Annotated in this window: 18 protein-coding genes; 6 read left to right on the plus strand and 12 right to left on the minus strand. The window is 74.7% G+C overall.

The window, feature by feature from the left end; genetic code table 11:
* Nucleotides 1–71 precede the first annotated feature (71 nt).
* Complete coding sequence (locus AB0I60_RS14610) at nt 72–2,165, plus strand: hypothetical protein (protein WP_360729577.1); 2,094 nt, start codon at nt 72–74, stop codon at nt 2,163–2,165.
* On the opposite strand, the gene AB0I60_RS14615 is transcribed toward AB0I60_RS14610, so the two are convergent.
* The 6 genes from AB0I60_RS14615 to AB0I60_RS14640 all read right to left on the minus strand — a co-directional run bounded on the left by AB0I60_RS14615 (nt 2,065) and on the right by AB0I60_RS14640 (nt 7,059).
* Entirely contained in the window at nt 2,065–3,321 is a 1,257-nt protein-coding gene (locus AB0I60_RS14615; protein WP_360729580.1) for a hypothetical protein, read from the minus strand. The two genes, AB0I60_RS14610 and AB0I60_RS14615, sit on opposite strands and share 101 nt — an antisense overlap.
* Nucleotides 3,322–3,338: 17 nt before the next feature.
* The gene (locus AB0I60_RS14620) at nt 3,339–4,124 is read right to left on the minus strand and encodes a carbohydrate ABC transporter permease (protein ID WP_360729581.1); all 786 of its coding nucleotides are present in this window, start codon (nt 4,122–4,124) and stop codon (nt 3,339–3,341) included.
* Nucleotides 4,124–5,017 (minus strand): sugar ABC transporter permease, encoded by an 894-nt coding sequence (locus AB0I60_RS14625; RefSeq protein ID WP_360729583.1) that lies wholly within the window; start codon nt 5,015–5,017, stop codon nt 4,124–4,126. Before AB0I60_RS14625 ends, AB0I60_RS14620 begins: the two co-directional genes overlap by 1 nt.
* Nucleotides 5,014–6,258: an extracellular solute-binding protein gene (locus tag AB0I60_RS14630; RefSeq protein ID WP_360729586.1), complete on the minus strand. Its 1,245-nt coding sequence runs from the start codon at nt 6,256–6,258 to the stop codon at nt 5,014–5,016. The genes AB0I60_RS14625 and AB0I60_RS14630 overlap by 4 nt, the downstream gene beginning before the upstream one ends.
* A 132-nt stretch (nt 6,259–6,390) precedes the next feature.
* Nucleotides 6,391–6,789: a hypothetical protein gene (locus AB0I60_RS14635; RefSeq protein ID WP_360729588.1), complete on the minus strand. Its 399-nt coding sequence runs from the start codon at nt 6,787–6,789 to the stop codon at nt 6,391–6,393.
* 147 nt (nt 6,790–6,936) lie between these two features.
* Nucleotides 6,937–7,059 carry a hypothetical protein gene (locus tag AB0I60_RS14640; protein ID WP_360729590.1) on the minus strand — a complete coding sequence of 41 codons (123 nt, stop codon included), beginning with the start codon at nt 7,057–7,059 and terminating at the stop codon, nt 6,937–6,939.
* Nucleotides 7,060–7,337: 278 nt separating this feature from the next.
* On the opposite strand from AB0I60_RS14640, the gene AB0I60_RS14645 reads away from it, so the two are divergent.
* Entirely contained in the window at nt 7,338–8,138 is an 801-nt protein-coding gene (locus AB0I60_RS14645) for a GNAT family N-acetyltransferase (RefSeq protein WP_360729593.1), read from the plus strand.
* Nucleotides 8,139–8,166: 28 nt separating this feature from the next.
* On the opposite strand, the gene AB0I60_RS14650 is transcribed toward AB0I60_RS14645, so the two are convergent.
* Nucleotides 8,167–9,180 carry an alpha/beta hydrolase gene (locus tag AB0I60_RS14650; protein WP_360729594.1) on the minus strand — a complete coding sequence of 338 codons (1,014 nt, stop codon included), beginning with the start codon at nt 9,178–9,180 and terminating at the stop codon, nt 8,167–8,169.
* A gap of 26 nt (nt 9,181–9,206) precedes the next feature.
* Nucleotides 9,207–9,692, minus strand: a complete 486-nt coding sequence (locus AB0I60_RS14655; RefSeq protein WP_360729596.1) for a DinB family protein — start codon at nt 9,690–9,692, stop codon at nt 9,207–9,209.
* Nucleotides 9,693–10,026: 334 nt separating this feature from the next.
* Between AB0I60_RS14655 and AB0I60_RS14660 the strand changes: the two genes are divergently transcribed.
* A complete protein-coding gene (locus AB0I60_RS14660; protein ID WP_360729599.1) occupies nt 10,027–10,572 on the plus strand; it encodes a DUF4360 domain-containing protein in 546 nt (181 codons plus the stop codon).
* Nucleotides 10,573–10,820: 248 nt separating this feature from the next.
* Nucleotides 10,821–13,283: a helix-turn-helix transcriptional regulator gene (locus AB0I60_RS14665; protein ID WP_360729601.1), complete on the plus strand. Its 2,463-nt coding sequence runs from the start codon at nt 10,821–10,823 to the stop codon at nt 13,281–13,283.
* Between the two features lie 54 nt (nt 13,284–13,337).
* Here the strand turns inward: AB0I60_RS14665 and AB0I60_RS14670 are convergent, their stop codons facing one another.
* The 3 genes from AB0I60_RS14670 to AB0I60_RS14680 all read right to left on the minus strand — a co-directional run bounded on the left by AB0I60_RS14670 (nt 13,338) and on the right by AB0I60_RS14680 (nt 17,592).
* On the minus strand, nt 13,338–14,639 hold the full coding sequence (locus tag AB0I60_RS14670; RefSeq protein ID WP_360729604.1) for a GTP-binding protein: 1,302 nt from the start codon (nt 14,637–14,639) through the stop codon (nt 13,338–13,340).
* Nucleotides 14,636–16,435: a dynamin family protein gene (locus AB0I60_RS14675; protein WP_360729606.1), complete on the minus strand. Its 1,800-nt coding sequence runs from the start codon at nt 16,433–16,435 to the stop codon at nt 14,636–14,638. The genes AB0I60_RS14670 and AB0I60_RS14675 overlap by 4 nt, the downstream gene beginning before the upstream one ends.
* 65 nt (nt 16,436–16,500) lie before the next feature.
* Complete coding sequence (locus tag AB0I60_RS14680) at nt 16,501–17,592, minus strand: IniB N-terminal domain-containing protein (RefSeq protein ID WP_360729608.1); 1,092 nt, start codon at nt 17,590–17,592, stop codon at nt 16,501–16,503.
* Nucleotides 17,593–17,871: 279 nt separating this feature from the next.
* Here AB0I60_RS14680 and AB0I60_RS14685 point away from each other — a divergent pair, with 279 nt between their 5' ends.
* Nucleotides 17,872–19,710 (plus strand): Hsp70 family protein, encoded by a 1,839-nt coding sequence (locus AB0I60_RS14685; protein WP_360729611.1) that lies wholly within the window; start codon nt 17,872–17,874, stop codon nt 19,708–19,710.
* Here the strand turns inward: AB0I60_RS14685 and AB0I60_RS14690 are convergent.
* Nucleotides 19,672–20,922, minus strand: coding sequence for an MFS transporter (locus tag AB0I60_RS14690; RefSeq protein ID WP_360729614.1), 1,251 nt, complete (start codon nt 20,920–20,922; stop codon nt 19,672–19,674). The genes AB0I60_RS14685 and AB0I60_RS14690 overlap by 39 nt on opposite strands.
* Before the next feature lie 476 nt (nt 20,923–21,398).
* On the opposite strand from AB0I60_RS14690, the gene AB0I60_RS14695 reads away from it, so the two are divergent.
* Nucleotides 21,399–21,854 (plus strand): DUF1877 family protein, encoded by a 456-nt coding sequence (locus AB0I60_RS14695; protein WP_360729617.1) that lies wholly within the window; start codon nt 21,399–21,401, stop codon nt 21,852–21,854.
* Nucleotides 21,855–21,902 lie beyond the last annotated feature (48 nt).

Consider the following 21,902-nt stretch of genomic DNA (forward strand, 5'->3'; position numbering starts at 1 on the left):
CGGGTCCACTGTGGACCCCACGCGGCACCCGGTCCCGCTACCGTGGCGGGAAGCGGCGAGGGGGTGCGCGCGTGACGAAGGTCGACGGGCTCGCGCCGAGGCCCGCCACGCGGGCCCGGCAGTCGCCCGCCCGGGGGTGGCTGCTGCGCGCGGTCGGGTGGCCGGCCGTCTTCGCCGGCCTGGCCCTGCTGCTCGTGGCGCAGACCGGCGCGGGAGGCGACCCGCACCCGCTGGTCCGACCGGTGGTGTGCGCCCTGGGCGGGGCGGCGCTGCTGGCCTTCGGGCGGCGCGCGGTCGTGCGGGGCCGCCGGCACGCCGTCGAGGTGCTGCCCTCCCTGGACGGGCTGCCCGCCGACCGGCCCGTCGTGCTGTTCCTCAGGTCCTTCACCGACGACCGGGGGTTCGCGAGCCAACAGCGGGGCGAGGTGCCGCTCGACCACTGGGGCACGACCCGCACGGAGGAGGAGCAGTTGGCGGCGGCGCTGGCCCCGTTCGGGCGGATGGTCGCCTTGGGCCAACCCGGTGAACCGCTGCCGCCGCCGGGCGCGTCGCGGGCCTTCGCGTCCGACGAGGCGTGGCGCGAGCAGGTGCTCGCCGGGCTGGACCGGGCACGGCTGGTGCTGCTGGCCGCCGGGCCCGGCGAGAGCCTGCGGTGGGAGGTGGAGCAGGTGGTCGCCAAGGTGCCGGCGGAGCGGGTGGTCCTGCTGGTGTGCCGCGACGCCGCCCAGTACCGGTCGTTCCGCGCGGCCACGGGCCCGCTGTTCCCGCGCGGCCTGCCCGAGTACCGATCCCGGTCGCCGCTGCTCGCCGCCGGCACGCACGCCTACACCCGCGCGGTCGTCCGGTTCGAGGCGGACTGGACGCCGGGGGTGGCGCACCTGGACGGCCGGGACGCGCCGGGCAGCGCCCGCAACTGGGTCGGCAGCGTGGTCGCCCGCTCGCTCGCGGAGGTCTACGAACAGGCGGGCGTGCGGCGGCCCGGACGTCTCGCGGCGGCCGTGCGCCGCCGTGTCCGCCGCCCGGCCGCCCCGGTCGGGGCGGAGCCGCTCCCGGCCGTGCGGATCGGCGACGGCCGGTGGCGGGCCGAGCGGGTCCGCACGGGCGGGGTGGACTTCGTCGTGCGGCTCGACGACGGCACCACCGCGCACGAGGTGGAAGTCCGGCCGTCCGCCACCGGGAAGACCTCGGTCCTGGTCGACGGCCGGCGGACCGGCCACGACTTCCGCCTGGGGCGCGGGCGGGCCTCGCTCGTGGTCGGCGACGACGTGCGGCTGTGCGTGGACGGCGAACCGGTCTACGCGCTGAGCCGGGCGGCGGCCGGGTCGGCGACGTTCCTGGAGCACCGGGCCACCGCGATCCGCGACGCCCTGCCGGCACTGCCGCACGACCTGCCGGGCCCGTTGCCGGGCACCCTGCGCGTCGCGCCCGACCTGCGGGTCCGGGACGCCCGGATCGCGGCCGGCCCCGACCTCGACCCGGTGGTCGCCGTGCTCGACTCCCGCGCCGACCTCGGCGACGCGCGGGCGTGGTTCACCGACCGGGCCGTGCACCTGCGCTCCGGGGACGGGGTCGTCGTGCTCCCGTACCCGGACCTCGCGGCGACCGAGGTGACCGCCGACTACACGACGCTGCGCCTCGGGTCGGCCGGGCTGGACTTCCCCGGCCACGCCGAGCGCGTGGCGGAGGCGCTGCGCGCGGTCCGGGCGGCGGTGCTGGAGCAGGACTCCGGGTTCGGCCCACCACCGGCGCTGCACCCGTACGTGCGGGCCGGATCGCTGCGCGCGCACCGGGTGCAGGAGCTGCGCGAGGTGACGCGGTGGCGGGTGTGGACGTCGATCCGGGGTCCGGTGGCCGGGCTCGGGGTGCTCGCGGCGCTCCTGGCGCAGGGGCGGCTGGAACTCGGTCCGGTGCCGGTGTGGGAGGAGGTCGTGGTGCGGCTGGCGACGCTCCCGGCGGGCTACCTCGCCGGCGTGCTGCTGACGGCGTCGGTCGTGGTGGTCGTGGACGCGGTGTTCGCGGGCGTCCTCGCCGTCATCCGCCTCGCGGCCCTGCCCGGCCACCGGGTCATCCGGCGAGGGCGAGCCCGACGAGCGGACCGCCGAACAGCACCAGGTACGACACCAGCGCCCACCGCCGGGCGCGGTGGAACGGGAGTTCAGCGGTGAGCACCACCACGTCGACCTCCGGCGGGACGGCCGCCCGGAACACCTCACCCACCTCGTCGGCGGGGGCGTCCAGGTCGCCCAGCGACCACGCGAACCCGCGATCCCGGCCGGCCAGGACGCCGTAGCGGTAGCCGCCGGTCCCGGTGTACGGCGCCGAGTCCCACACCCGGGACGCGGCCTCGGTCGAGATGTGCAGGGTCACCCGGGTGCGCCCGCCCGCCCGACCGACCAGCACGCGCTCGACGGGGTCCCAGCCCGTGGTCAGCCGCCGGGCGAACCCCCGCTTCAGCAGCGCCGCCGGGCTGCGGCCCCGGTGCAGGACGAGCCCGTCCCGGCCGACGTCCGCCCGGCTCCACCACACCACGTGCGCTTCGGAGCTGACGAGCACCCACCCGATCACGGCCGTGAGCGCGACCGACCACGCGGTGCTGCCGACCGCCCAGGCGAGCCCGCCGGCCACCGCCGCCGCAGCGGCCACCGCCAGGTGGTCGGCCACCCGGACCGCGCGCGGAGCCGAGACCCGGTACTGCACCGGCTCCGGCACGGCATCGTCAGGTGGGTCGGCAACGGCGGCCGGCGGTGCGTCCCGCCTCCCTCCAGCCGGCGCGTGGAGCTTCCGGGTGAAGGCGTCGGCCACGTAGGTCATGCCGCCGGCGCGGGCGTCGTAGATCGCCTCGCGGCTGGCGAGGCAGTGCACCAGCGTCCGCGCGCCCACCACCCCGGCCACCGGCTCGACCCGGGCCGCGAGGTCGGCCGCGCTGTCCGCCCACTGCGCCGCGTCGGCGAAGCAGAGGTCCAGCACGACCAGCTTGTCCGGGACGGCGACCTGCTCGACCGACCGCCTCAGCTCCGCGAACGGCAGCCACGTGCCCGGGTCGGCGGGATCGCTGCCCGCCAGCGCCAGCAGCAGGCCGCCGTCGGCCGCCAAACGCGCGTGCCCCGCGTAGTAGAGCAGCAGCGTCCGCTCGGCGTCCCGCAGCAGCCAGCAGACCTCGGTGCCGCGCTTCGGGTCCTCGACCACGTCGACCTGCGCGCCCGCCGCGACCAGCGCACCGCGCAGCGCCTGCACGCTGTGGTGCGCGGCCGGCACGTCGGGCAGCGACGCGCAGCGGGCCACGCCCACCAGCACCGCCCGCGCCTCGGGTAAGCCGTCCACACCCGGCATTGTCCCCGCTACCGGCCGCCGAGTCCCGTCTCCGTGACACCTCGGACCAGGTGCCGCTGGAGGAGCACGAACACCAGCACGATCGGCAGGATCGACACGGCCGCCGACGCGAACAGCAGCGCGACCCGGGGGTTCTGCGCGGTGAGCAGGCTCGACAGCGCCACCTGCACGGTCCAGGACGAGGAGTCCTGCGCGATCACCAGCGGCCAGAGGAACTGGTTCCAGCTCCCGATGAAGTCGATCACGCCCACGGCCGCGAAGACCCCGGTCGAGTTCGGCACCACCACCCGCCGGAACACGCCCCACCGGGACAGGCCGTCCAGCCGCCCGGCCTCCTCCAGCGCGACCGGGAAGTCCAGGAAGTACTGGCGGAACAGGAACACGTTCAGCGCGCTGAACAGGCCCGGCACCACCAGCCCGCGCAGGTCCGACAGCCAGCCGAGGCTGGACACCACCACGAACGAGGGCACGAACGTGACGGCGGTCGGCACCAGCAGCGTCGCCACGATCGCGTGGCGCACCACCGGCTCGCCCCGGAACGGCACCCGCGCCAGGCCGTAGCCCGCCGTCGAGCACAGCAGCAACTGGCCCGCCGTCTGCGCCACCGCGACGACGGTCGAGTTGAGCAGGCTGCGGGCGAACGGCACCTCGTCGTCGGCGAACACCTCCGGCACGGCCGCCAGCCCGTCGCGCACCAGGACCGCGAACGGCAGCAGGAACAGCACCGCCGCGACCGCCAGCGCGACGCCCCGCGCGACCGCCCCGACGGGGTTGCGGTACCCGACCGGCCGCATCAGCCCGCCCTCCGGAACACTCGGCCGGACAGCAGGGTCGCCAGCGCGATCACCAGGGCCAGGACGACCGCACCCGCGCTGCCCCGCCCGAGGTCCTGGCCGCCCGACCCGAGCGAGGTGTAGTACAGGTACACCAGCGGCGGGCGCGCGAACGGCGGGTAGCCGCGCGAGTCGCCGAGGATGTTGTAGAACTCGTCGAACGCCTGGTAGGCGTTGACCAGGTTGAGCAGCAGCACGGCGACCAGCACGCCGCGCAGGCCGGGCAGCGTGACGTGCCGGAAGGTCTGCCACCCCGGCGAGGCCCCGTCCAGCCACGCCGCCTCGTAGAGGTGGTCCGGGATGCGTTGCAGCGCCGCGATGAACAGCACCAGGTAGAAGCCGACCTGGAGCCACAGCCGGGCGCTGACGACCACGACCCAGTACAGCGGCGGGTCGACGGTGCCGACCCACGCCTGCGGCTCGACGCCGAGCCAGCCGAGCACCGCGTTCGCCTCGCCGTCGGCCAGCCCGGAGAACAGCGACGTCTTCCACAGCAGCGCGGCCACCACGTAGGAGCACGCGAACGGCAGGAAGAACACCGACCGGAAGAACGCCTTGGCGATCCGCACCCGGTCCACCAGCAGCGCGAGCCCCAGCGACAGCACCACCGTCACCGGGATGACGAACGCCGCGAACGCGGTGAACGTGCCGATGCTGTCGAGGAAAGCGCGGTCGGTCAGGACGTCGGCGTAGTTGTCCAGCCCGACGAACACGGTCGGCGTCACGGTGTTGCGCGCGTCGAAGAAGCTCAGGTAGGCGCTCCACCCGATCGGCACGTAGGTGAAGACCAGCAGGCCGAGGGCGAACGGCCCGACGAACGCCCAGAACGCGAGCGCGCCGCGCCGCCCGCTCACCGGTCGAGCCGCGCGATCTCGGTCCGCGCCACGTCCAGCGCTGCGCGCAGCTCGGCCGTCGCGTCGGCGCCCTGGCGCGCGATCCTGGACACCGCGTCGGACAGGGCGGTGTTGGCCCGCGCGGGCCAGCGGGCGGGTGCGGCGATGCGCCCGCCCCGGGTGACGAACCCGACGACCTCCGCACCGGGCCCCGACCCGAGCCGCTCGGCCTTCTCCGCGAGGCTGCGCCGCGCGGGCAGGTGCGCGCCGAAGCCGGTGGCGAACTCGGTCTGGTAGTCGGTGCGCTCCACCCACAGCCACTTGACGTACGCCTTGGCCGCCTCGACGTCGGCGCTGCGCGCGTTCACCATCGCGCTGTACGCCCCGACCGGGACCGACTCGGCGCCGGAGGCGTCCAGCCGGGGGAAGGGCAGCACGCCGACGTCGTCACCGTGCGCGGCGGTGATCTTGGGCAGGTTCCACAGGCCGGTCCACTGCATGGCGACCAGGCCGGCCACGAACGCGCCGGGGTCGGCCCAGTCGGTGGGCGCCCCGAGCAGCAGGCCACCGCCCCGGTTGAGCTCGCCGAGCTTGCCGAACACCGCCGCCGCGCGCGGGTCGTCGAAGCCGGGCGCCTTGCCGTCGGCGGCCAGGAAGTCCAGGCCCGCCGACCACAGCAGCGGCCCGAGGAGCACCGCGACGCCGCCGTCGTTGCCCGCGAACAGGCCGCGCACTCCCCCGGTGGTGAGCCGCTTCGCGGCGTCGAGCAGCTCGTCCACGGTGGTGGGCGGGGTGACGCCCGCCTGGCGGAGCAGGCTCGGCCGGTAGAACAGCACCTGGGTGTCGATGGCCTGCGGGATGCCGTAGAGGCGGCCGTCGACCGTCTGGGAGTCCAGCAGCGCGCGGACGAAGTCGTCCCGGGTGTCGCCGACGAGGTCGTCCAGCGGCACGACCTGCTTCTGGCGCACCCAGTCGGTCTTGACCTGTGCCTCGAACACGTCCGGCACGGCGCTGTTCTGCAACGCGGTGACGATCTTCGAGTCGTAGTCGCCGGGGTTCCACTGCACCTCGACCCGGGCGTTCGGGTAGGCGGCGGCGTAGCGGCGCACCGCGTCCTGGACGCCGTCCTCCCCGTACGCGTGGTACCAGTGCTCCACCGTCCCCTCGGCGGACCCCTCCCGCCCGGTGTTCGACCCACACGCCGCGAGCCCCAGCAGGCCCGCGGCCAGCAAGAACCTCCGTCGATCAAGCCCTGCACCCATCACACACCCCCGAATCGACCTGACCGGATTATCGAAGCACGACGATCACGTGTCGATCAGGTCCCACTCGGGGGAACACCCTTGCGCGTCGGCGTCCCCCGTGCACCTCCGGGGTGGGTGAGCACCGGCTCGTCACCGCTGCGCCGCGCGCAGGAGGTCGGCACCTCCCGGTCCGGCCAGCCTCGGGTGCAGCGCGCGCACGACCGCCGCGTGCGACTCCACGCTCTGTTCGAGGCTGCGCAGCGAGGTCGCGGTCGACCGGATCTTCGGCGGTGGCTCCAGGCCGACCGCCGCCACCACCTCCTCCACCGACGCCCCGACCCGGCCGACCAGCACCACGAGGCTGATCCGGTGCTCCACCCGGTCGAGCCCCACCACGTAACGCACCGCCGCGCCGTCGTAGGTGACCGTCGACCGCTCGGCGTCGTAGTCGGGAGCCGGCACGCCGTACTCGTCCTCCAGGAACCGGAACGAGTCGCGGACGATCGGGGGGAAGTTCTTCCCGACACTGCCGGAGCGCTTGTTGCCCACCCGGTTCACCTTTCCGCTCAGTTCCGCCTCGACGTCCCCGTGCACCTGCGGGGTGGCGGGAGCCGATCGGAGGGGAGAACCTCAGGGCGGACGCCGCCGCACGCACCAACCAGTGAGCCGCGTAGGCCGAGGTGTTCGCCCCTTCCGTCACAGCGAGGTCCACTGGACGCCGACCCCGTCGGGGATCGCGCTGCGGAGGCTCTCGGTCCTCTCCCGTCCCGGGAGCACCGGCAGCGAGCGGTGATCAGCCGCCACCCGTGATGCGGCCATTCTGCACCTCGATCCGGCCGGCAGCCATCACCGGCCCGCCGCGGTGGCCCACCAGAACGGCGACCTTGAGGTGTTCGCGCGGCGCTCCACCTGGGTCGTGCACACCCGGCACGAGACGTCGGGCGCGTTCCCCAGCACGTGGGCCGCGATCGGCAGGCTCGATCGGGGCGCGGTGCCGGGCGGGTGCCTACCACGGGCACCCGCCTTCCCCTGTGCCGCAGAAGGTGGATCACCGCTCGGTAGGCTCCGCGCACCGACAACCCACCAAGGAGTCATGAGTGGCGGAACTCTCGAACTCGGTCGAGTCGGCCGAACAGCTGACCGTGGCGTGGCGTGCCGTGGTGCTCGACCGCGATGCCGGGGCGGACGTGCGGGACCTGCCCGGCGTGGCCGTCCGCTGGGCGGACTGCCGCTTCACGTTCTGGAACTGCGTCACGCTGACCGACGTCGGCGCGGGCGCGCGGCTCGTGCGGGATCGCCTGGGCGAGGTGGCGGCCGTCATGCGCGCCAAGCGGCACCCCGGTTTCCTGTGGCTGTTCGAAGACCTGCTGGACGACGACGGCCGCGCCGCGCTGGACGCCGCCGCCGAGGGGGCCGGCCTCCAGCACGCCTTCTCCGGCAGGGGCATGGCGGGCGACCTGCTCCCGCTGCCCGATCCGACCCACCCCGACCTGACGTTCGCCCGGGTCACCACCGACGAGCAGTTGCGCGACTACGCGGACCTCAACTCGCTCGCCTACGGCTTCCCGCTGGAGGACGGCCGCGACGGGATCGGCGGTTCCGCCCTGTGGAAGGACGGCGTGCACGCCTACCTCGCCCTGCGCGACGGCGTCCCGGTCGCGTGCGCGGCGTCCGTCGCCGCCGTGGGCCGCCTGTTCGTCGCGCTCGTCGCCACCCACCCGGACTGGCAGCACCGGGGCTACGGCGAAGCGGTGACGAGGAAAGCGCTGCACGAAGGCCACCGGGCGACCGGGCTGACCCGCGCCACCCTGCACGCGACCGCTGCGGGCGAGCCGGTGTACCGGCGGATCGGGTTCGAGCCGAACTCGGTGATCCGCTTCTACAGCCTCAAGAGCTGACGCCGAACCGCCGGCCGGGCGCGCGGGGTCACCCGTCGAGGAAGGCCAACAGCTCGTCGGTGACGAACGCGGGGTTCTCCTCCACCAGCCAGTGCCCCGCGTTCGGCACGTCCACCGCGCGCACGATGTTGGTCATGCGCGGCGCGGCGGTCGCCCGGATCGGGTCGAGCTGCCCCTGGGCGGACAGCAGCAGCGTCGGGACGGCGGTCGGTGCCGCCGCCACCGCGTCGCGGACGTCCTGGTCGAGCGCGCGGTAGAGCTCGAAGCCGCCCGACAGGGCCTCCGGCCGGCCGTAGGTGCGGGCGTACTCGTCGATCTCGGCGTCGCTGAACGGGGATCGGTCCGAGGTGCCGCCGAACGCCGTCCCGCCGAAGGACACCTGGGGGTAGAACAGCGCCAGGTACTCGCGGACGTCGTCGGCGACCACCGCCTCGGGTACCCGGCGCTGGGTGTGGAAGGCGATGTGCCAGCTCAACGACCGGTAGGTCGCCGCGTCCACGGAGGGGCCTGGCAGCGGCAGGTCGAGGTAGCCCAGGCGCGCGGTGTCGGCGGGGTGCTGCGCGGCGTACTGGAACGCCACCGCAGCACCGAAGTCGTGCCCGACGACGCGGGCGTCGCGCACGCCGAGCCGGTCGGCGACCAGCGCGTGCACGTACCGCGCGAGGGTGGCCTTGTCGTAGCCGGACGGCGTGCCGGTGCTGTCGCCCAGGCCGGGCAGGTCCACGGCGTAGACGGTGTGCTCCTCGGCGAGCGCGGGCATGATCGGCCACCAGCCGTACCAGGTCTGCGGCCACCCGTGGATCAGCACCACGGGCGTGCCGCTGCCGCCGGTGACGTAGTGCATCCGGACGCCGTCGACATCGGCGAACTCGTGGCGGAAGGTGCGCTGGAAGGTGGGGTCGGCGCGGGTCGCGGCGGCGTGCGCGGGGACGTCGTCGGCAGCCGGCGTGGAGCAGGCGGCGAGGAGCGCGACGAGGGCGAGGGCTGCCGTTTTGCGCGCGGTGCGGGGGAATCGGCGCGACGGCCGTGGTGCGGTGGTCATGTCGTCCTGTCCTGGTGGTCGGGTGGTCAGCGCCCGGTGGAGCCGTCGGCCTGCTCGCGGAGGATGTCGGCGTGGCCGGCGTGCCGGCCGGTTTCCTCGATCAGGTGGACCAGCGCCCACCGGGTGCTGACCGTCGGCCGGCCCGGTGACCGCAGCGGCGCGGCGAGGTCGGTGCAGCGGTCCAGCACCTCGTCGGCGCGCTCGACCGCCTCGCGGTAGCGGGCGACGACGTCGGCGACGCTGTCGGTGTCCGGCACCCGGAAGGTGGCCGGCCAGTCGGTGACCCGCTCGCCGAGGAAGTTGGCGCGCTCGACGTGCGCGAGGTGGTTCAGCAGGCCGACCAGCGTGGTGCCCGAGGGCACGGTGCTCGTCCGGGCCTGCGGTTCGGGGGTGCCCTCGACCTTGGCGGCGACGCGGGCGCGCAGGTAGTCGAGGAACCCCCGGAGGGTCTCGACCTCGCTGCAGCCGGTGCGGGGCGGCGGGGTGTCACGGCGGTGCGGGCGGCTGGGCACGGTGGTGTCCTCTCCTCGGGCCCGGGGTCGGGCGCGGATCGACCGTCCGGAGTGGACGGTCGCTCGGCGGATCGGGTTCCAGTCTCGCCGCGCCGTCCCGTTGCGGCACGCGGGTTTGCGGTTTCGGCAAGGAACTCGCCCGTTCCGGTCGTGACGGGAGGTGGCGGGCACGATCGGCCGTCCGGTGGAGTCCCGTCGCGGGCGCTGCCACTACCGTCTGGTGCTGCCGCCGCCGCGCACTCGTCCAGAGAGGTTCGTCATGTTGACCACGGCAGCGGCAACGCTCTTGGTCCTGTCAACGGTGGTTCCCGCCGACGGCGCGGAGGACCCCGACGTGCCCGAGCCCCCGGGCCGGGTGGAGGTGGTGGCGGTGAACGGCTCCGGTTGTCCGGCCGGGACCGCCGACGCCTCCGTCCGAGGTGGGACCTTCAGCGTCACCTACGACGCCTTCGTCGCACGGGCGGGGGCCGGGGCCGACCCGGCCGACGCCCGGCGGAACTGCCAGCTCTCGGTCCGGGTCGACCTGCCGCCGGGGTACACCTACGGCCTCGCCCGGACGACCTACTCCGGCTACGCCCACCTGGAAGCGGGCGCGACCGCCCTGCACCGCGTCAGCTTCTACTTCCAGGGCTCGCCGGTCACCACCTCGGTGGACTTCCCGTACCGGGGCCCGATGAGCGACCGGTGGCGGTCGGCCTACCGGCCCGACCCGGACGAGATCGTCTACTCCCCGTGCGGCGGGGACCGCAACCTCAACATCAACGCGGAACTGCGGGTGGACGTTGGCAACTCCAACCCCGCCCAGCGCAGCTACATCCGGGCGGAATCCAGCCAGGGTTCGATCCAGGCCAGGCACGAATTCACGGTCGAACCCTGCTGAGAAACCCGTCCGACGGATGGCCCCGACACCGTCGGACGGATTCCGGCGCACGGCCCGGGACCGGTGAAGCACCAGTTCCGGGCCGTGCGCGCGGTCCGCAGGGCCTCGCGCACGATGAGGTTCGCCCATTCTCGAACGAGCAGGTGAGCTGTTCGTCGGACCGCGCTGTGAATGATCCGTGACGGGACGTGTTTTTTCGCGTTCCCATTAACGCCCGGACCCGGCCCGCCGATACGGTCATTGCCCGCTTGACCCTGCTCACCGGGTTGGGGACGACGATGGCCACAGCCGGCACGACCTCGCTTCCGGACCACGCCCGGGACGGGTACGCGGGTTGCTCCGCCGCCGAGCGGCTGTGCGCGGAGGTGGCGGCGGACCCGCGCGCCGACCGCGTCGTGGCGGTGTCGGGGCCGGGCGGCTTCGGCAAGACGGCCCTGCTGTCGGCGCTGTCCGCGCTGTTCGGCGGAGCCGGCCCGACCGGCGGCCGGGTCGTGCTGGTGGACGACGCGCACGAGCTGCCCGAGCACGAGTGGGAGCGGCTGGTGCGGCTGGCCGACGACGGCGGCGCGCGGCTGGTGGTGGCGCACCGCCCGTGGCCCGGCACCGCGCGGTCGCTGCCGTGGACGCAGCCGCCCATCCGGCTGGCACCGCTCGACCGCGCCGCCGTGGCCCGCCGGGTCGCCGCGCTGCTGGACGCCGAGCCACCGGCCGACCTGGTGGACCGAGTGTGGGCGCAGACCGGCGGGATGCCGGCGCTGGTCGGGCCGGTGGCGCGGGCCGTGGTGGCGGGTCTGCCGGTGCCGCCGCACACCGCCGACCGGGCCGTGCACGAGTTCGACCGGGCCTCACTGGCGGTGCGGGAGGTGCTCCTCGCCGCCGCGCTGGGCTGCCCGGTCGAGGTCGACGCGCTGGCCCCGGTGCTGCGCCGGGACTGCGCGGAGGTCGAGTCGGCCACCGAGGAGACCTGGTCGACGGGCCTGCTCACGGCGGCCGGGACGGTCGTGGGGCTGGTCGGCGAGGCGATCCTGCGCCAGGTGCCGGAGGTGCGCCTGCGGGACCTGCGCTCCCGGGTCGCCCGAGCGCTGCTCGACCGGGGCGGCTCGCCCGTGGCCACCGCGCCGCTCCTGGTCGACTCCGGGATTCGGGGCGCGCGGGCGGCGGACGTGCTGGAGGCCGCCGCCGACGAGCTGCTGCCCCACGATCCGAGAGGGGCGGGCGAGTACTACGCCGCCGCCGTGAGCGCCGGGGCTCCGCCCGCACGGCTGGGCGCGCGCCGCGCGGAGGCGGCGGCGCTGTCCGGCGACCTGGACTCGGCGCTGCGGCTGGCGGAGGAGGCGCTCTCCGGTCCGGACGGGACCGCGCGGGCACGGGCCGCGACCGTCGCCGCGACAGCGTTGGCCCACAAGGGGATGCTCGCCGAGAGCGCGTCGCTCTACCAGTGGGCGCACCCGTCGGCCAGCGCCGTGCCGCCGCTGCTCGGGGTGGGCCGGCTGGAGGAGGCGGCGCGCGTGGTCGCCGAGGCCGAGGACCCGCTGCCGACGATCACCGGCACCATCCGGTCGCTGACCGCGCAGGGCGTGCTCGAATCCGTGGTCGGCTCGCCGGTGGCGGCGCTGTCGCACCTGCTGCGCGCGGAGGGACTGGTGGAGCCGGCCGGGCACGGCGGCCTGCTGCCGGACACCCCGGCGGCACTGGCCGCCCTGGTCGCCGTGCACCTGGGGGAACCGGACGTGGCGACGACCGTGCTCGACCGCGCCACCACCGGCCACGGCCAGGATTGCGCCGAGCTGGTCCGCCACCGGCTGCTGCGGGCGTGGGTGGCGGTGCTCGCCGGCGAGCTGACCCGCGCGTCGGAGGTGTTGCGCGAGGCCACCGGGGGTCGGCGGGTCGCGGACCCGCGCGACGAACTGTTCGCCGCAGCGGTCGGGATCGGGATCGCCCGCCGGCGCGGCGAGCACGCGGACCTGGAGAACGCGTGGCCCCGGGCGCGGGACGCGGTCATGAGGTACCCGGTCGACCTCTACGCGCTCCAGCCGGTCGGGGAGATCGCGGTGGCCGCCGCGCGGCTGGGCAAGGGCGAGTGGCTGGCACCGCACATGGCCGAGGCGGAGTCCCTGCTGGAACGCCTGGGCTCTCCGCCGTTGTGGGCCGCGCCGCTGCACTGGTACGCCGTGCACGCGGCGATCGCGGCGGACTGCCCGGCGAAGGCGCTGCACCACGCCTCGGTCGTCGGCGGCATGGCGCACACCGGCCCGCCGGCGGCTGCGCTGGCCGAGGCGGTCCGCTGCTGGCTGCACGTGCTGGGCGGCACGGTCGACGTGCGGGCGGTCCGGCACGCGTCGACGGCGCTGCGCGACAACGGCCTGGCCTGGGACGCCGCCCGGCTCGCCGGGCAGGCCGCGATCCGCACGCCGGACCGCCGCTCGATGACCGCCCTGCTGACCTGCGCCCGTTCCCTGCGCGACCCGATCCCCGACGCGCCCGCCGACCCCCGCCCCGGCCCGCCCCTGAGCGACCGCGAACTGGAGGTGGCCGAACTCGTGGTGGCGGGCCTGACCCACAAGCAGATCGGCGAACGGCTGTTCATCTCGGCCAAGACCGTGGAACACCACGTGGCCCGCATCCGCCGCCGCCTGGGCGCGGGCAACCGCGCCGACCTGGTCGCCCAACTCCGCACCCGCCTGGCACCCGCCCAACCCCACGACACCTGACCACGACCCGGTGCCGGCGCGCAGCGGGCTGTGGCGCGGCGGCCTCCGGTCCGGCTAGTCGTCCAACTGGTCCACCAGGCCCTCGCAACTGCGCACGACGACCCGGGCCACGTCCACGAAATCCCTGCTGGACAACGGGTTCTCGGCCCAACGCTGCCAGCGCCCCAGCGCCGCCCACGCCGCCGCACGCTGGTCCCGGCGGGCGGTGTCGGCGGGGACGGCCAGGCGCGTCCACACCCCGGCACCCGCGCCGCCGAGCAGCCGCTCCGCCTCCTCCCCCGCGCCCGCCGGGAACGCCACGGCACCGGAGCGCAGCACGCCGATCGTGCGCAGCTCGGCGAACTCGTGCGCGTCGGCCAGCACGCGTTCCACCTCGGTCAGCAGCGGCACGGTGTGCGGTGCGGCCTGGTCGCGCAGGACCGCGTCCACCGCCAGCAGCGCCGACCGCGCCTTGAGCAGGTCCCGGCGTTCACCGAACAGCACCGACAGCGTCCCGCGCAGCTCGTCCAGGCCGCTGCGCCGCCGCAGCTCGGCGGCGAGCCGGACCGGGTCGGCGAAGCCCTGCCGGATCAGGCCCAGGGACAGGCGGACGCCGAACAGCCCGAACCGCGCCAGCAGCCCGGCGTGGTCGGGACCGGCGCGGGTGAAGCGGTCCACGGACAGCATCGCCGACTCGGCCTCGGCGCGCGGCGCGGCGGCCAGCGCGGCGAGCGCGGTGTACTCGTCGTGCCGCAGGGTGCGGGCGGTCCGGGCGATCAGGCCCGCGACCGGGACGACGGTCTGGCACAGCCCGCGCAGCCTCGGGTCGGCGCGGTGGCGGCGGGCGACGCGCCGCGCGGACATCAGCGCGTCGATCCGCCCGGCACCGACCTCGTCGGCGCGCGACAGCACCGCGACGGTGTGCACGGGGGTCGCCCGCGCCACGCCCCGGTCGTGGAAGGACGCCAGCAGCCGCAGGTCGGCGCTGTGCAGGTGGCGCATCAGGTAGAGCACGGCGTCGGCCTCGTCCTCGGCGGCCGGGATGCGGGTGGCGGAGACGTCGGGCGTGTCGGTCAGCGTCACGTCGGGCAGGTCCCGGGCCGGCCGGTCGACGGCGGGCGAGCCGGCCACCCCGGGCGTGGGACCGTGCCGGTGGGTCACCACGCGGGTGCCGGTGGGCGTGACCTCCTCGCCCGCCAGCGCGTCGAGCAGCGTGGACTTGCCGGCCTCGGCCTTGCCCGCGAGGGCGACGCGCAGCGGCCCGTCCATCCGGTCCAGTCGGCGGCGCAGCAGCTCGGCGGTGTCCGGGTCGTCCCGGTGGGCGTCGACCGCCGCGCGCAGCAGCGACCGCACCTCGTCGACCAGCCGGCCGGTCACCGCAGCGCCCCCACCGGGCCGGCCAGGGCGTCGGCCGCCGCGACCAGCCCGGCCACCCCGTCCAGCTCGGCCCGGAGTTCGGCACCCCGCGCGGTGCGCTCGTCGGCGTCCGCGTCGACCGAGCGCTGCGCCGACTTGATCGACTCGCCCAGCGAGCGGGACAGCTCCGCCGCCCGGCCGGTGAAGTGGTCGCGCAGGTCCCGTTGCAGTTCGCGGAGCATGTCGCGGGAGTCCTTGCCGAGCTGGAAGACGACGTCGTCGAGGAACCGCCGCACGGCGGCCTTGGCGTCGGTGCGCCGGCGTTCCAGCATCCGCCTGCGCTCGTCCCGGACCACCTTGCGGCCCAGCAGCACACCCGCCGCCAGCGACAGCGGGTTGACCAGGGCGAGCCCGCCGACGGTGCCCAGCATCCCGACCATGAGCGTGCCGCCGTAGCCGCCCCGGATGCCGGTGACCAGCCGCCGGCCGAACCCGAACCCCTCCGGCACGGGGAACTCCAGGGCGACCGCGTGGGCCAGCGGCGCGGACGGGTCGTGCCCGCGCAGGTCGGGCAGCACGTCGCCGCCGTCGTGGGCGAAGTGGTCGGCGACCTGCCCGGACAGCCAGCGGGCGCGCTGGTGGGTCCACGCGAAGTTGGCCGCCGACTCGGCGGAGACCCGCTGCCGCACCCAGCCGGTGAACTGCTCCTCGACCAGCGCCGGGTCGACGCCGTCCAGCTCCGCCTCCGCCTCGCGGGTGATCCGCCGCATCCGGTCGCGCAGGTCGAACTCGACGTCGGAGATCAGGTCCGCGACGCCGTCGTTGAGGGTCTGCTGCCACCGCGCGGAGCGCTCGCGCAGCGCGTCCGCCCGCTCCCGGGCCTCGCGCAGCCCGACCACCAGGGCAGCCGCCCGCCTGGGGTCGCGGTGGGCGGACAGCTCGGCCTCCACGGCGGTGGCGAGCTGGTGCGCCACCGCGCGGACGTCGTGCGCGACCGACGCGGCGGCCAGGTCCGAGGCCCGGCCGGCGATCCGCTCGCGCACCAGCGGCAGCAGCGCCGGGAAGCCGGACTCGCGGTCGAGCGCCCGGTCACCGGTCCGCACCGCGTGCAGGCGCAGCACCGACGACACCGGCAGCAGGTCGGCGGGCAGGTCGGCGGCGGCCAGGTGGGCGCGGTCCCGCTCGGCGACGCGCCGCCAGTCCGGGTACAGGTCGATCTTGGTCAGCACGCACACGACGGTCGGGCACACCAGTGCGGCCTGCCGCAGGAAGTCCAGCTCGGTCGCGGTGTACTCCTGCGCCGCGTCGGACACCACGACCACGGCGTCGGCGGAGGGCAGCGCGGTCAGCGCGTCGGCCCCGTGCGCGGAGCCGGGTCCGCCCACGCCGGGCGTGTCGACCAGGCACAGCCCGCCGGCCAGGAGCGACCGGGGCAGGCCGACCTCCGCGAACCGCAGCCCGCGCCGGTTGCCGGGGTTGCCCGCCTCCGAGACGTGCTCGGCGAGCGCACCCACCGGAACCCCGGTGCGGGTGCCGGCGGCGTCGACCAGGACCGCGTGCGGGGTGGCCGCGTGGCGCACGGCGGTGGGCACGGCCGTGGCGACGTCGTCGTCCACCGGGCACACCGGCGCGTTGACCAGGGCGTTGACCAATTGGCTCTTGCCCTGCTTGAACTCCCCGACGACCAGCACGCGCACCTCGGGGTCCAGCAGCCGGCGGCGGGTCTGCGCCAACCGCACCGCCAGGTCCTCCCGGTCGCGCACCCGCACGGCCCGCAGGGCGAGGTCCACGACCTCGATCGGTGTCCGTCCGCTCACCACGGCTCCTTCCGACGCGGGGCCGCGCCACCCCGGAGGTGGCGCGGCCGTCCACTTCAGGCGTGTCAGCCGACGACGATGCTGTCGTCCACGTCGACCTCGACGTCGAGGTCGTTGTGCGACGCGATGTCGTTGTGCACGTCGTTGAACGAGTCGTCCAGGTCGACGCTGTGGTCGTCGTTGAGGGAGTCGTCCACGCTGTGGTCGTCGTTGAACGAGTCCTCGACCTCCGTCTCCTGGTTGAACGAGTCGTCGACGTCGACGCTGTTGTCGGTGTTGGTGGTCGTGGTGGTGTTGGTCGCCGTGTTCGTGCTGGTGGCGGTCGCGGTGTTGAAGGAGTCCTCGATCTCGTGGTTGTAGGAGTCCTCGACCTCCACGCTGTTGTCGATGTCGTGCGAGTCGTTGCTCTCCCAGTCGTGCGAGTCGTTCTGGACGGTCTGGCTGCCGTTCGCGGCGACGGCGACGTTGCCGCTGCCGTCGGCGTCCACGTCGGTCGAGTAGTCGTTGGCCTCGTACTCGCCGGTCGCCTCGCCCTCGCCGATCGAGACCGCGCCCCCGAGGCTCGCGTTGGCCTCGCCGACGTTGTTCACCTCGTTGTCGTCGCCCGCCACGTTGTGGTGGCCGGTGACCACGGTGCCGTCGATGTCGTCGCCCGCCGCGACAGCGCCTTCGCCGGAGGCGACGACCGGGTCGTTGTCGAACCACTGGACCACGTCGCCGTGCGCCCAGATGTTCTGGTTCACCGAGTTGTCCAGGACGGTGTTGTGGCTGTCGCTCCACGAGTAGCTCTGCGTGATGTAGTGGATCTCGCGGATCGCGCCGTCCATGCCGTCGTGGCCGTGCTGCGGACCGTGCTGGGGGCCGCCGTGGTCGCCGTGCCCCGAGGGACCGCCGCTCGGCGGGGGCGGGGGCGGCGGGGTGTGGTGCACGTGGGTGCTGTTGCCGCCACCGTTGAGCTCGCGGTCGAACGAGTTCTGCTGCGCGGTCTGCACGCTGTCCACGATGAGCGGCCTGGCGTCGCGGACGTCGTCGGCGCACAGGACTTCGAAACCGTTGTCCTGGAGGACTTCGCGCGGGTTCGCGGTGAACGCCGCACGGGCGTCGCCGTCGCCGAGCAGGTTCAGGATGAACTGGAGCAGGCTGACGTTGGTGGCCATCGGAGGTGCCTTTCTTCGAGGAGTTGCCGATGACGCTAGGTATCGGCCGCCGCCGTGCCATCGGGACAACCACCCAGACCTCCGCTAGGCCGATTGGGGGTTCACGCTTCCCCCGTTAGGGGTTCTTGGCTGCGGACCGATTAGGGGATCGGTCCGGCTAATGCGACGGTTCGGCACACCGATGAGCCGGGTGGACGACGTGCCCCGCCGGTCCGATCGCCTGGCGCCACCGGCGGCTCGGATGACCGTGCGTCACCTGACGGGTGGAGGAGCGAGCAGATGTCCTACGTCATGGGTGTCGACCTGGGAACGACCTTCACCGCCGCTGCGGTGTGCCGCCGCGACGCGGGCGGGTGGGGCCCGGCGGAGGTGCTGCCCCTCGGCACGCGGACGGCCGCCGTGCCCTCCGTGCTGTTCTTCGGTCCCGACGCGACCGTCCTGGTCGGCGAGGCCGCCGAACGCCGCGCCCTCGCGTGCCCCGGTGGCGTGGCGCGGGAGTTCAAGCGCCGCATCGGCGACCGCACGCCGTTGCTGCTGTCCGGCGGGCAGCACACCGCGCACGGACTGGCCGCCCGTCTGGTCCGGTGGGTGGTGGACCGGGCGGTGGAGCGCGAGGGCGGCACCCCCGAGCACCTCGCCGTCACGCACCCGGCCGCGTGGGGCGAGCACAAGAAGGGGCTGCTGCTCACGGCGTTGGCCGAGGTGGGGCTCGGCGAAGCGGCGCTGCTCACCGAACCCGAGGCGGCGGCGTTCGACTACAGCGCCGGCGAACGCGTCGAGGCCGGTACCACCATCGCCGTCTACGACCTGGGCGGCGGCACCTTCGACGCGGCCGTGCTGCGCAAGGTGGACGACGCGCGGTTCGCCCTGCTCGGCGACCCCGCCGGCGCGGACCGGCTCGGTGGCGTCGACTTCGACCAGGCCGTGTTCGACCACCTGCGGACCGCGTTCGCGGGCGAGTTCGACGCGACGGCCCCGGATGACCCGGTGGCGATGTCGGCGGTGACCCGGCTGCGCCGCGAGTGCACCGAGGCCAAGGAGGCGCTGTCCGGGGACACCGAGGTCACCATCCCCGTCCTGCTGCCCGGTGGGCACGCCCAGGCCCGCCTGGTGCGCGGCGAGTTCGAGGCGATGGTCCGGCCCGCCCTGGACGAGACCGTGGCCCTGCTGCGGGCGGCCGTGCGGTCGGCGGGCCTCGCGGAACCCGAGGTGGACCGCGTGCTGCTGGTCGGCGGGTCGTCCCGGATACCGCTGGTCGGCCGGCTGCTGTCGCAGCAGTTCGGGCGCGGGGTCGCCGTGGACAGCGACCCGAAGACCGTGGTCGCCCGAGGCGCGGCGCGAGCCGCAACACCGACCGCTCCCGCCGTGCCGACCACTCCCCCGGCGACCGCCGAGGAGCAGCCGCCGGAGGCCCCTCGACGCCCGGCGGTGGCCGACATCCCGCTGGTGCTCCCGGACCCGGCCGGACGGCGACGGCTGCTCCGCCCGCGCGTGCTGGTCGGAGCGGCGGCCCTGGCGGTGGTCGCGCTGAGCGCGGCGAGCACGGTGACGATGGAGGAGCTGCACCCGACCGGTTCCGCCGCAGCGCCTCCCGACGCCGCCACACCGCAGGCCGACACCGCCGCCGCGCTCGAAGCAGCGCTGCCGGACACCGCCGCGCAAGAGGTCTCCGTGTCCGAGGAGCAGCCCGACACCCCGCCGCCCGACCGCAAGGCGAAGCCCGACCCGAACGTGCCGGACGCGGGCCTCACCACCACCGAGTCGTCCCCGACCGCCCCCACGTCGTCCGGATCCCCCGCCCTCGAACGCCCGCGCACACCACAACCCCAGACGACCCCCGCAGCCGTGACGGCCGCAGCGGCACAGCCCTTGGGCGGCACCGCAACCCCGGTTCCCACCAGCGCCGCACCGCCCACCGTCTACGCTCCACCGCCCACCACCGACACACCACCCGCCGATCAACCTCCGCCCACCGAACAACCCCCACCCGCCACCGAGGAAGCGCCTCCGCCCGCGCTCACCACCGCCGAGCAACCTCCACCGGTGACGGCCGAGGACCCGCCGCCCACCACGACCGGATCACCCGCCCCCACCGGCGACCCGCTGCCCACGACGTAGTCCGCCCGGCTCCTCCGAGCGCATCGACCGCACCTCGGCCAGGCACAGGACCACCGCCGTGGACCCGGCCACCAGCACCACCCCCGCGAGCAACGTCGTGGTGACCCCGAGCGCGTCGGAGACCGGTCCGGCGACCAGGTAGCCGAGGGGCATGAACGCCAGGCCGAACAGCAGGTCGTACGACGAGACCCGGCTCAACCGCGTGGTGGGGACCCGGTGCTGCATCGCCGTGGTGAACGAGACGGAAAAGATCTCGACGCCGACCCCGGCGACCGCCGCGCAGGCCACCAGCACGGGCGTCGGGGCGTGCGCGGCGAGCCCGAGCAGCGGCGCGACCTTCGTCAGCGTGGCCACCGAGGCGACCAGCAGCGGTCGTCCCGGCCGCCACCACAGCACGACGACCGCCCCCGCGACGAGCCCGGCGGCGAGCCCGGCCGTGATCAGCCCCCACGCGACCGGGCCGCCGAGCGCGCGATCGGCGATCACCGGGCCGAGGAGCTGGAACCCGCCCACCCACACCATGTTGACCAGCGCGTACTGCAGGACGATCGCCCACAGCCAGCGGCGCGACCAGAACTCGGACCAGCCGTCGCGCAGGTCGCCGAGGAAGTGCGACGGCGCCCGTGCGGGCAACGGCACCCGCAGCAGCCCCAACAGCACCGCCGCCGCGACGAAGGTGAGCGCGTCCCACCCGATGGCCCACGCCGGTCCGGCGGCGGCGACCGCCACGCCGCCGAGCGCGGGCCCCAGCACCCGGACGGTGTTGAGGCTGATCCGCAGCAGCGCGTTCGCCCGCGCCAACTGCTCCGCGGGCACGGTCTGCGGCACGACGCCCTGGGAGGCGGGCCCGAAGAACGCCGCCGCGATCCCGGTGATCGCAGCCAGCGCCGCCAGCAACGGCACCGAGGGGCGACCCCACAGCAGCACCGAAGCAGTGACGCCCTGCCCGACGGCGGACACGACGTTGGCCGCCACCATCACCGCACCCCGGGGCAGGCGGTCCGCGACCACCCCGCCCACCACCAGGAACACCAGTTGCGGCGCGATGTTCGCGGCCAGCACCACCCCCAGGTCACCGGCCGCCCCGGTCAGGTCCAGCACCGCGAACGCCAAGGCCACCGGGGCGACCGCCGACCCGAGCCCGGACACCAGCCTGCCGAAGAACAGCACCCGGAAAGCCCGCTCCCGCAGGGGATCCAACCCACCAGACATGGGCCACGAGGCTAGCGCCCGCTCCTCCCACTCCACGACCAAGAACCTCGATCAACTACAGGTCCGAGTGAACATCGATACTCCCGTCCCGTTTCCATCGATGATTCCGCTGACAACTTTGCTCCGGTATCACCGGCATGGAAGAGAGCTGGCCGACATGGACGACCAGGGCATCGACGTCGCGGTGCTGTCCCTGGCCTTCCCGGCGCGCAGAACCTGCCACCGGGGGAGGCGCTGAGCGTCGCGCGCGAGGCCAACGACCCTGGCCGAAGTGATAGCCGCCCATCCTGGACACCAGTGGCCGCGGAAAGGCTGACCGGCCACGTCGCAACACCACAGTCCACAAGCGCCCGCCGGCGACCGGGAATGCCCGTCCACGAGGGGATCCCGCTCGATCTCCGGGTTCCGCCACTTCCGGTGCCCGAGCGTGCGAAGCTGGCCCGGTCGAAGAGGAACACAATCGGGGTGGCGGATTCATGGGCATGACGCTGTCGTTCACGCGGGTGACCCCGGAGGAGCTGGCGCGGGCGTTCGAAGACCCGGAGCAGGCGGAGGAGTACGTGGAGGACGAGAACGTCCCGTACTGCTTCCTGGAGAAGTCGTGGGCCGGCATCCAGTTCCTGCTTGACGCGGCCGACGTGCGGGTCGACCTGTACGAGGACGGCGACGCCATCGACGAGGAGTGCACGATGTTCGGCTGGGACGACGTCATGGTCGCCGCAGCCGCGAAAGCCTTGAGCGCCACGCCGTTCGAGGTGCTGGCCGGCCACTACGACACGGCGAAGCTGAGCGAGAAGGAGGTCTACCCCATGCGGCACCTCTGGGGTGCCGACGACATCGAGTACCTGGAGCACAACTACCGCGACCTGGTCAGGTTCTTCGACGAGACGGCAGCGGTGGGAGGCGCGGCGATCCGCAACTTCAGCTTCTGACGCGGCTCCTCACCGGAACCGGGTTCGGCGACGGGCGGTCAGGCCGAC

This window comes from Actinosynnema sp. NPDC050436 (assembly GCF_040655415.1).
Classification (GTDB): domain Bacteria; phylum Actinomycetota; class Actinomycetes; order Mycobacteriales; family Pseudonocardiaceae; genus Actinosynnema.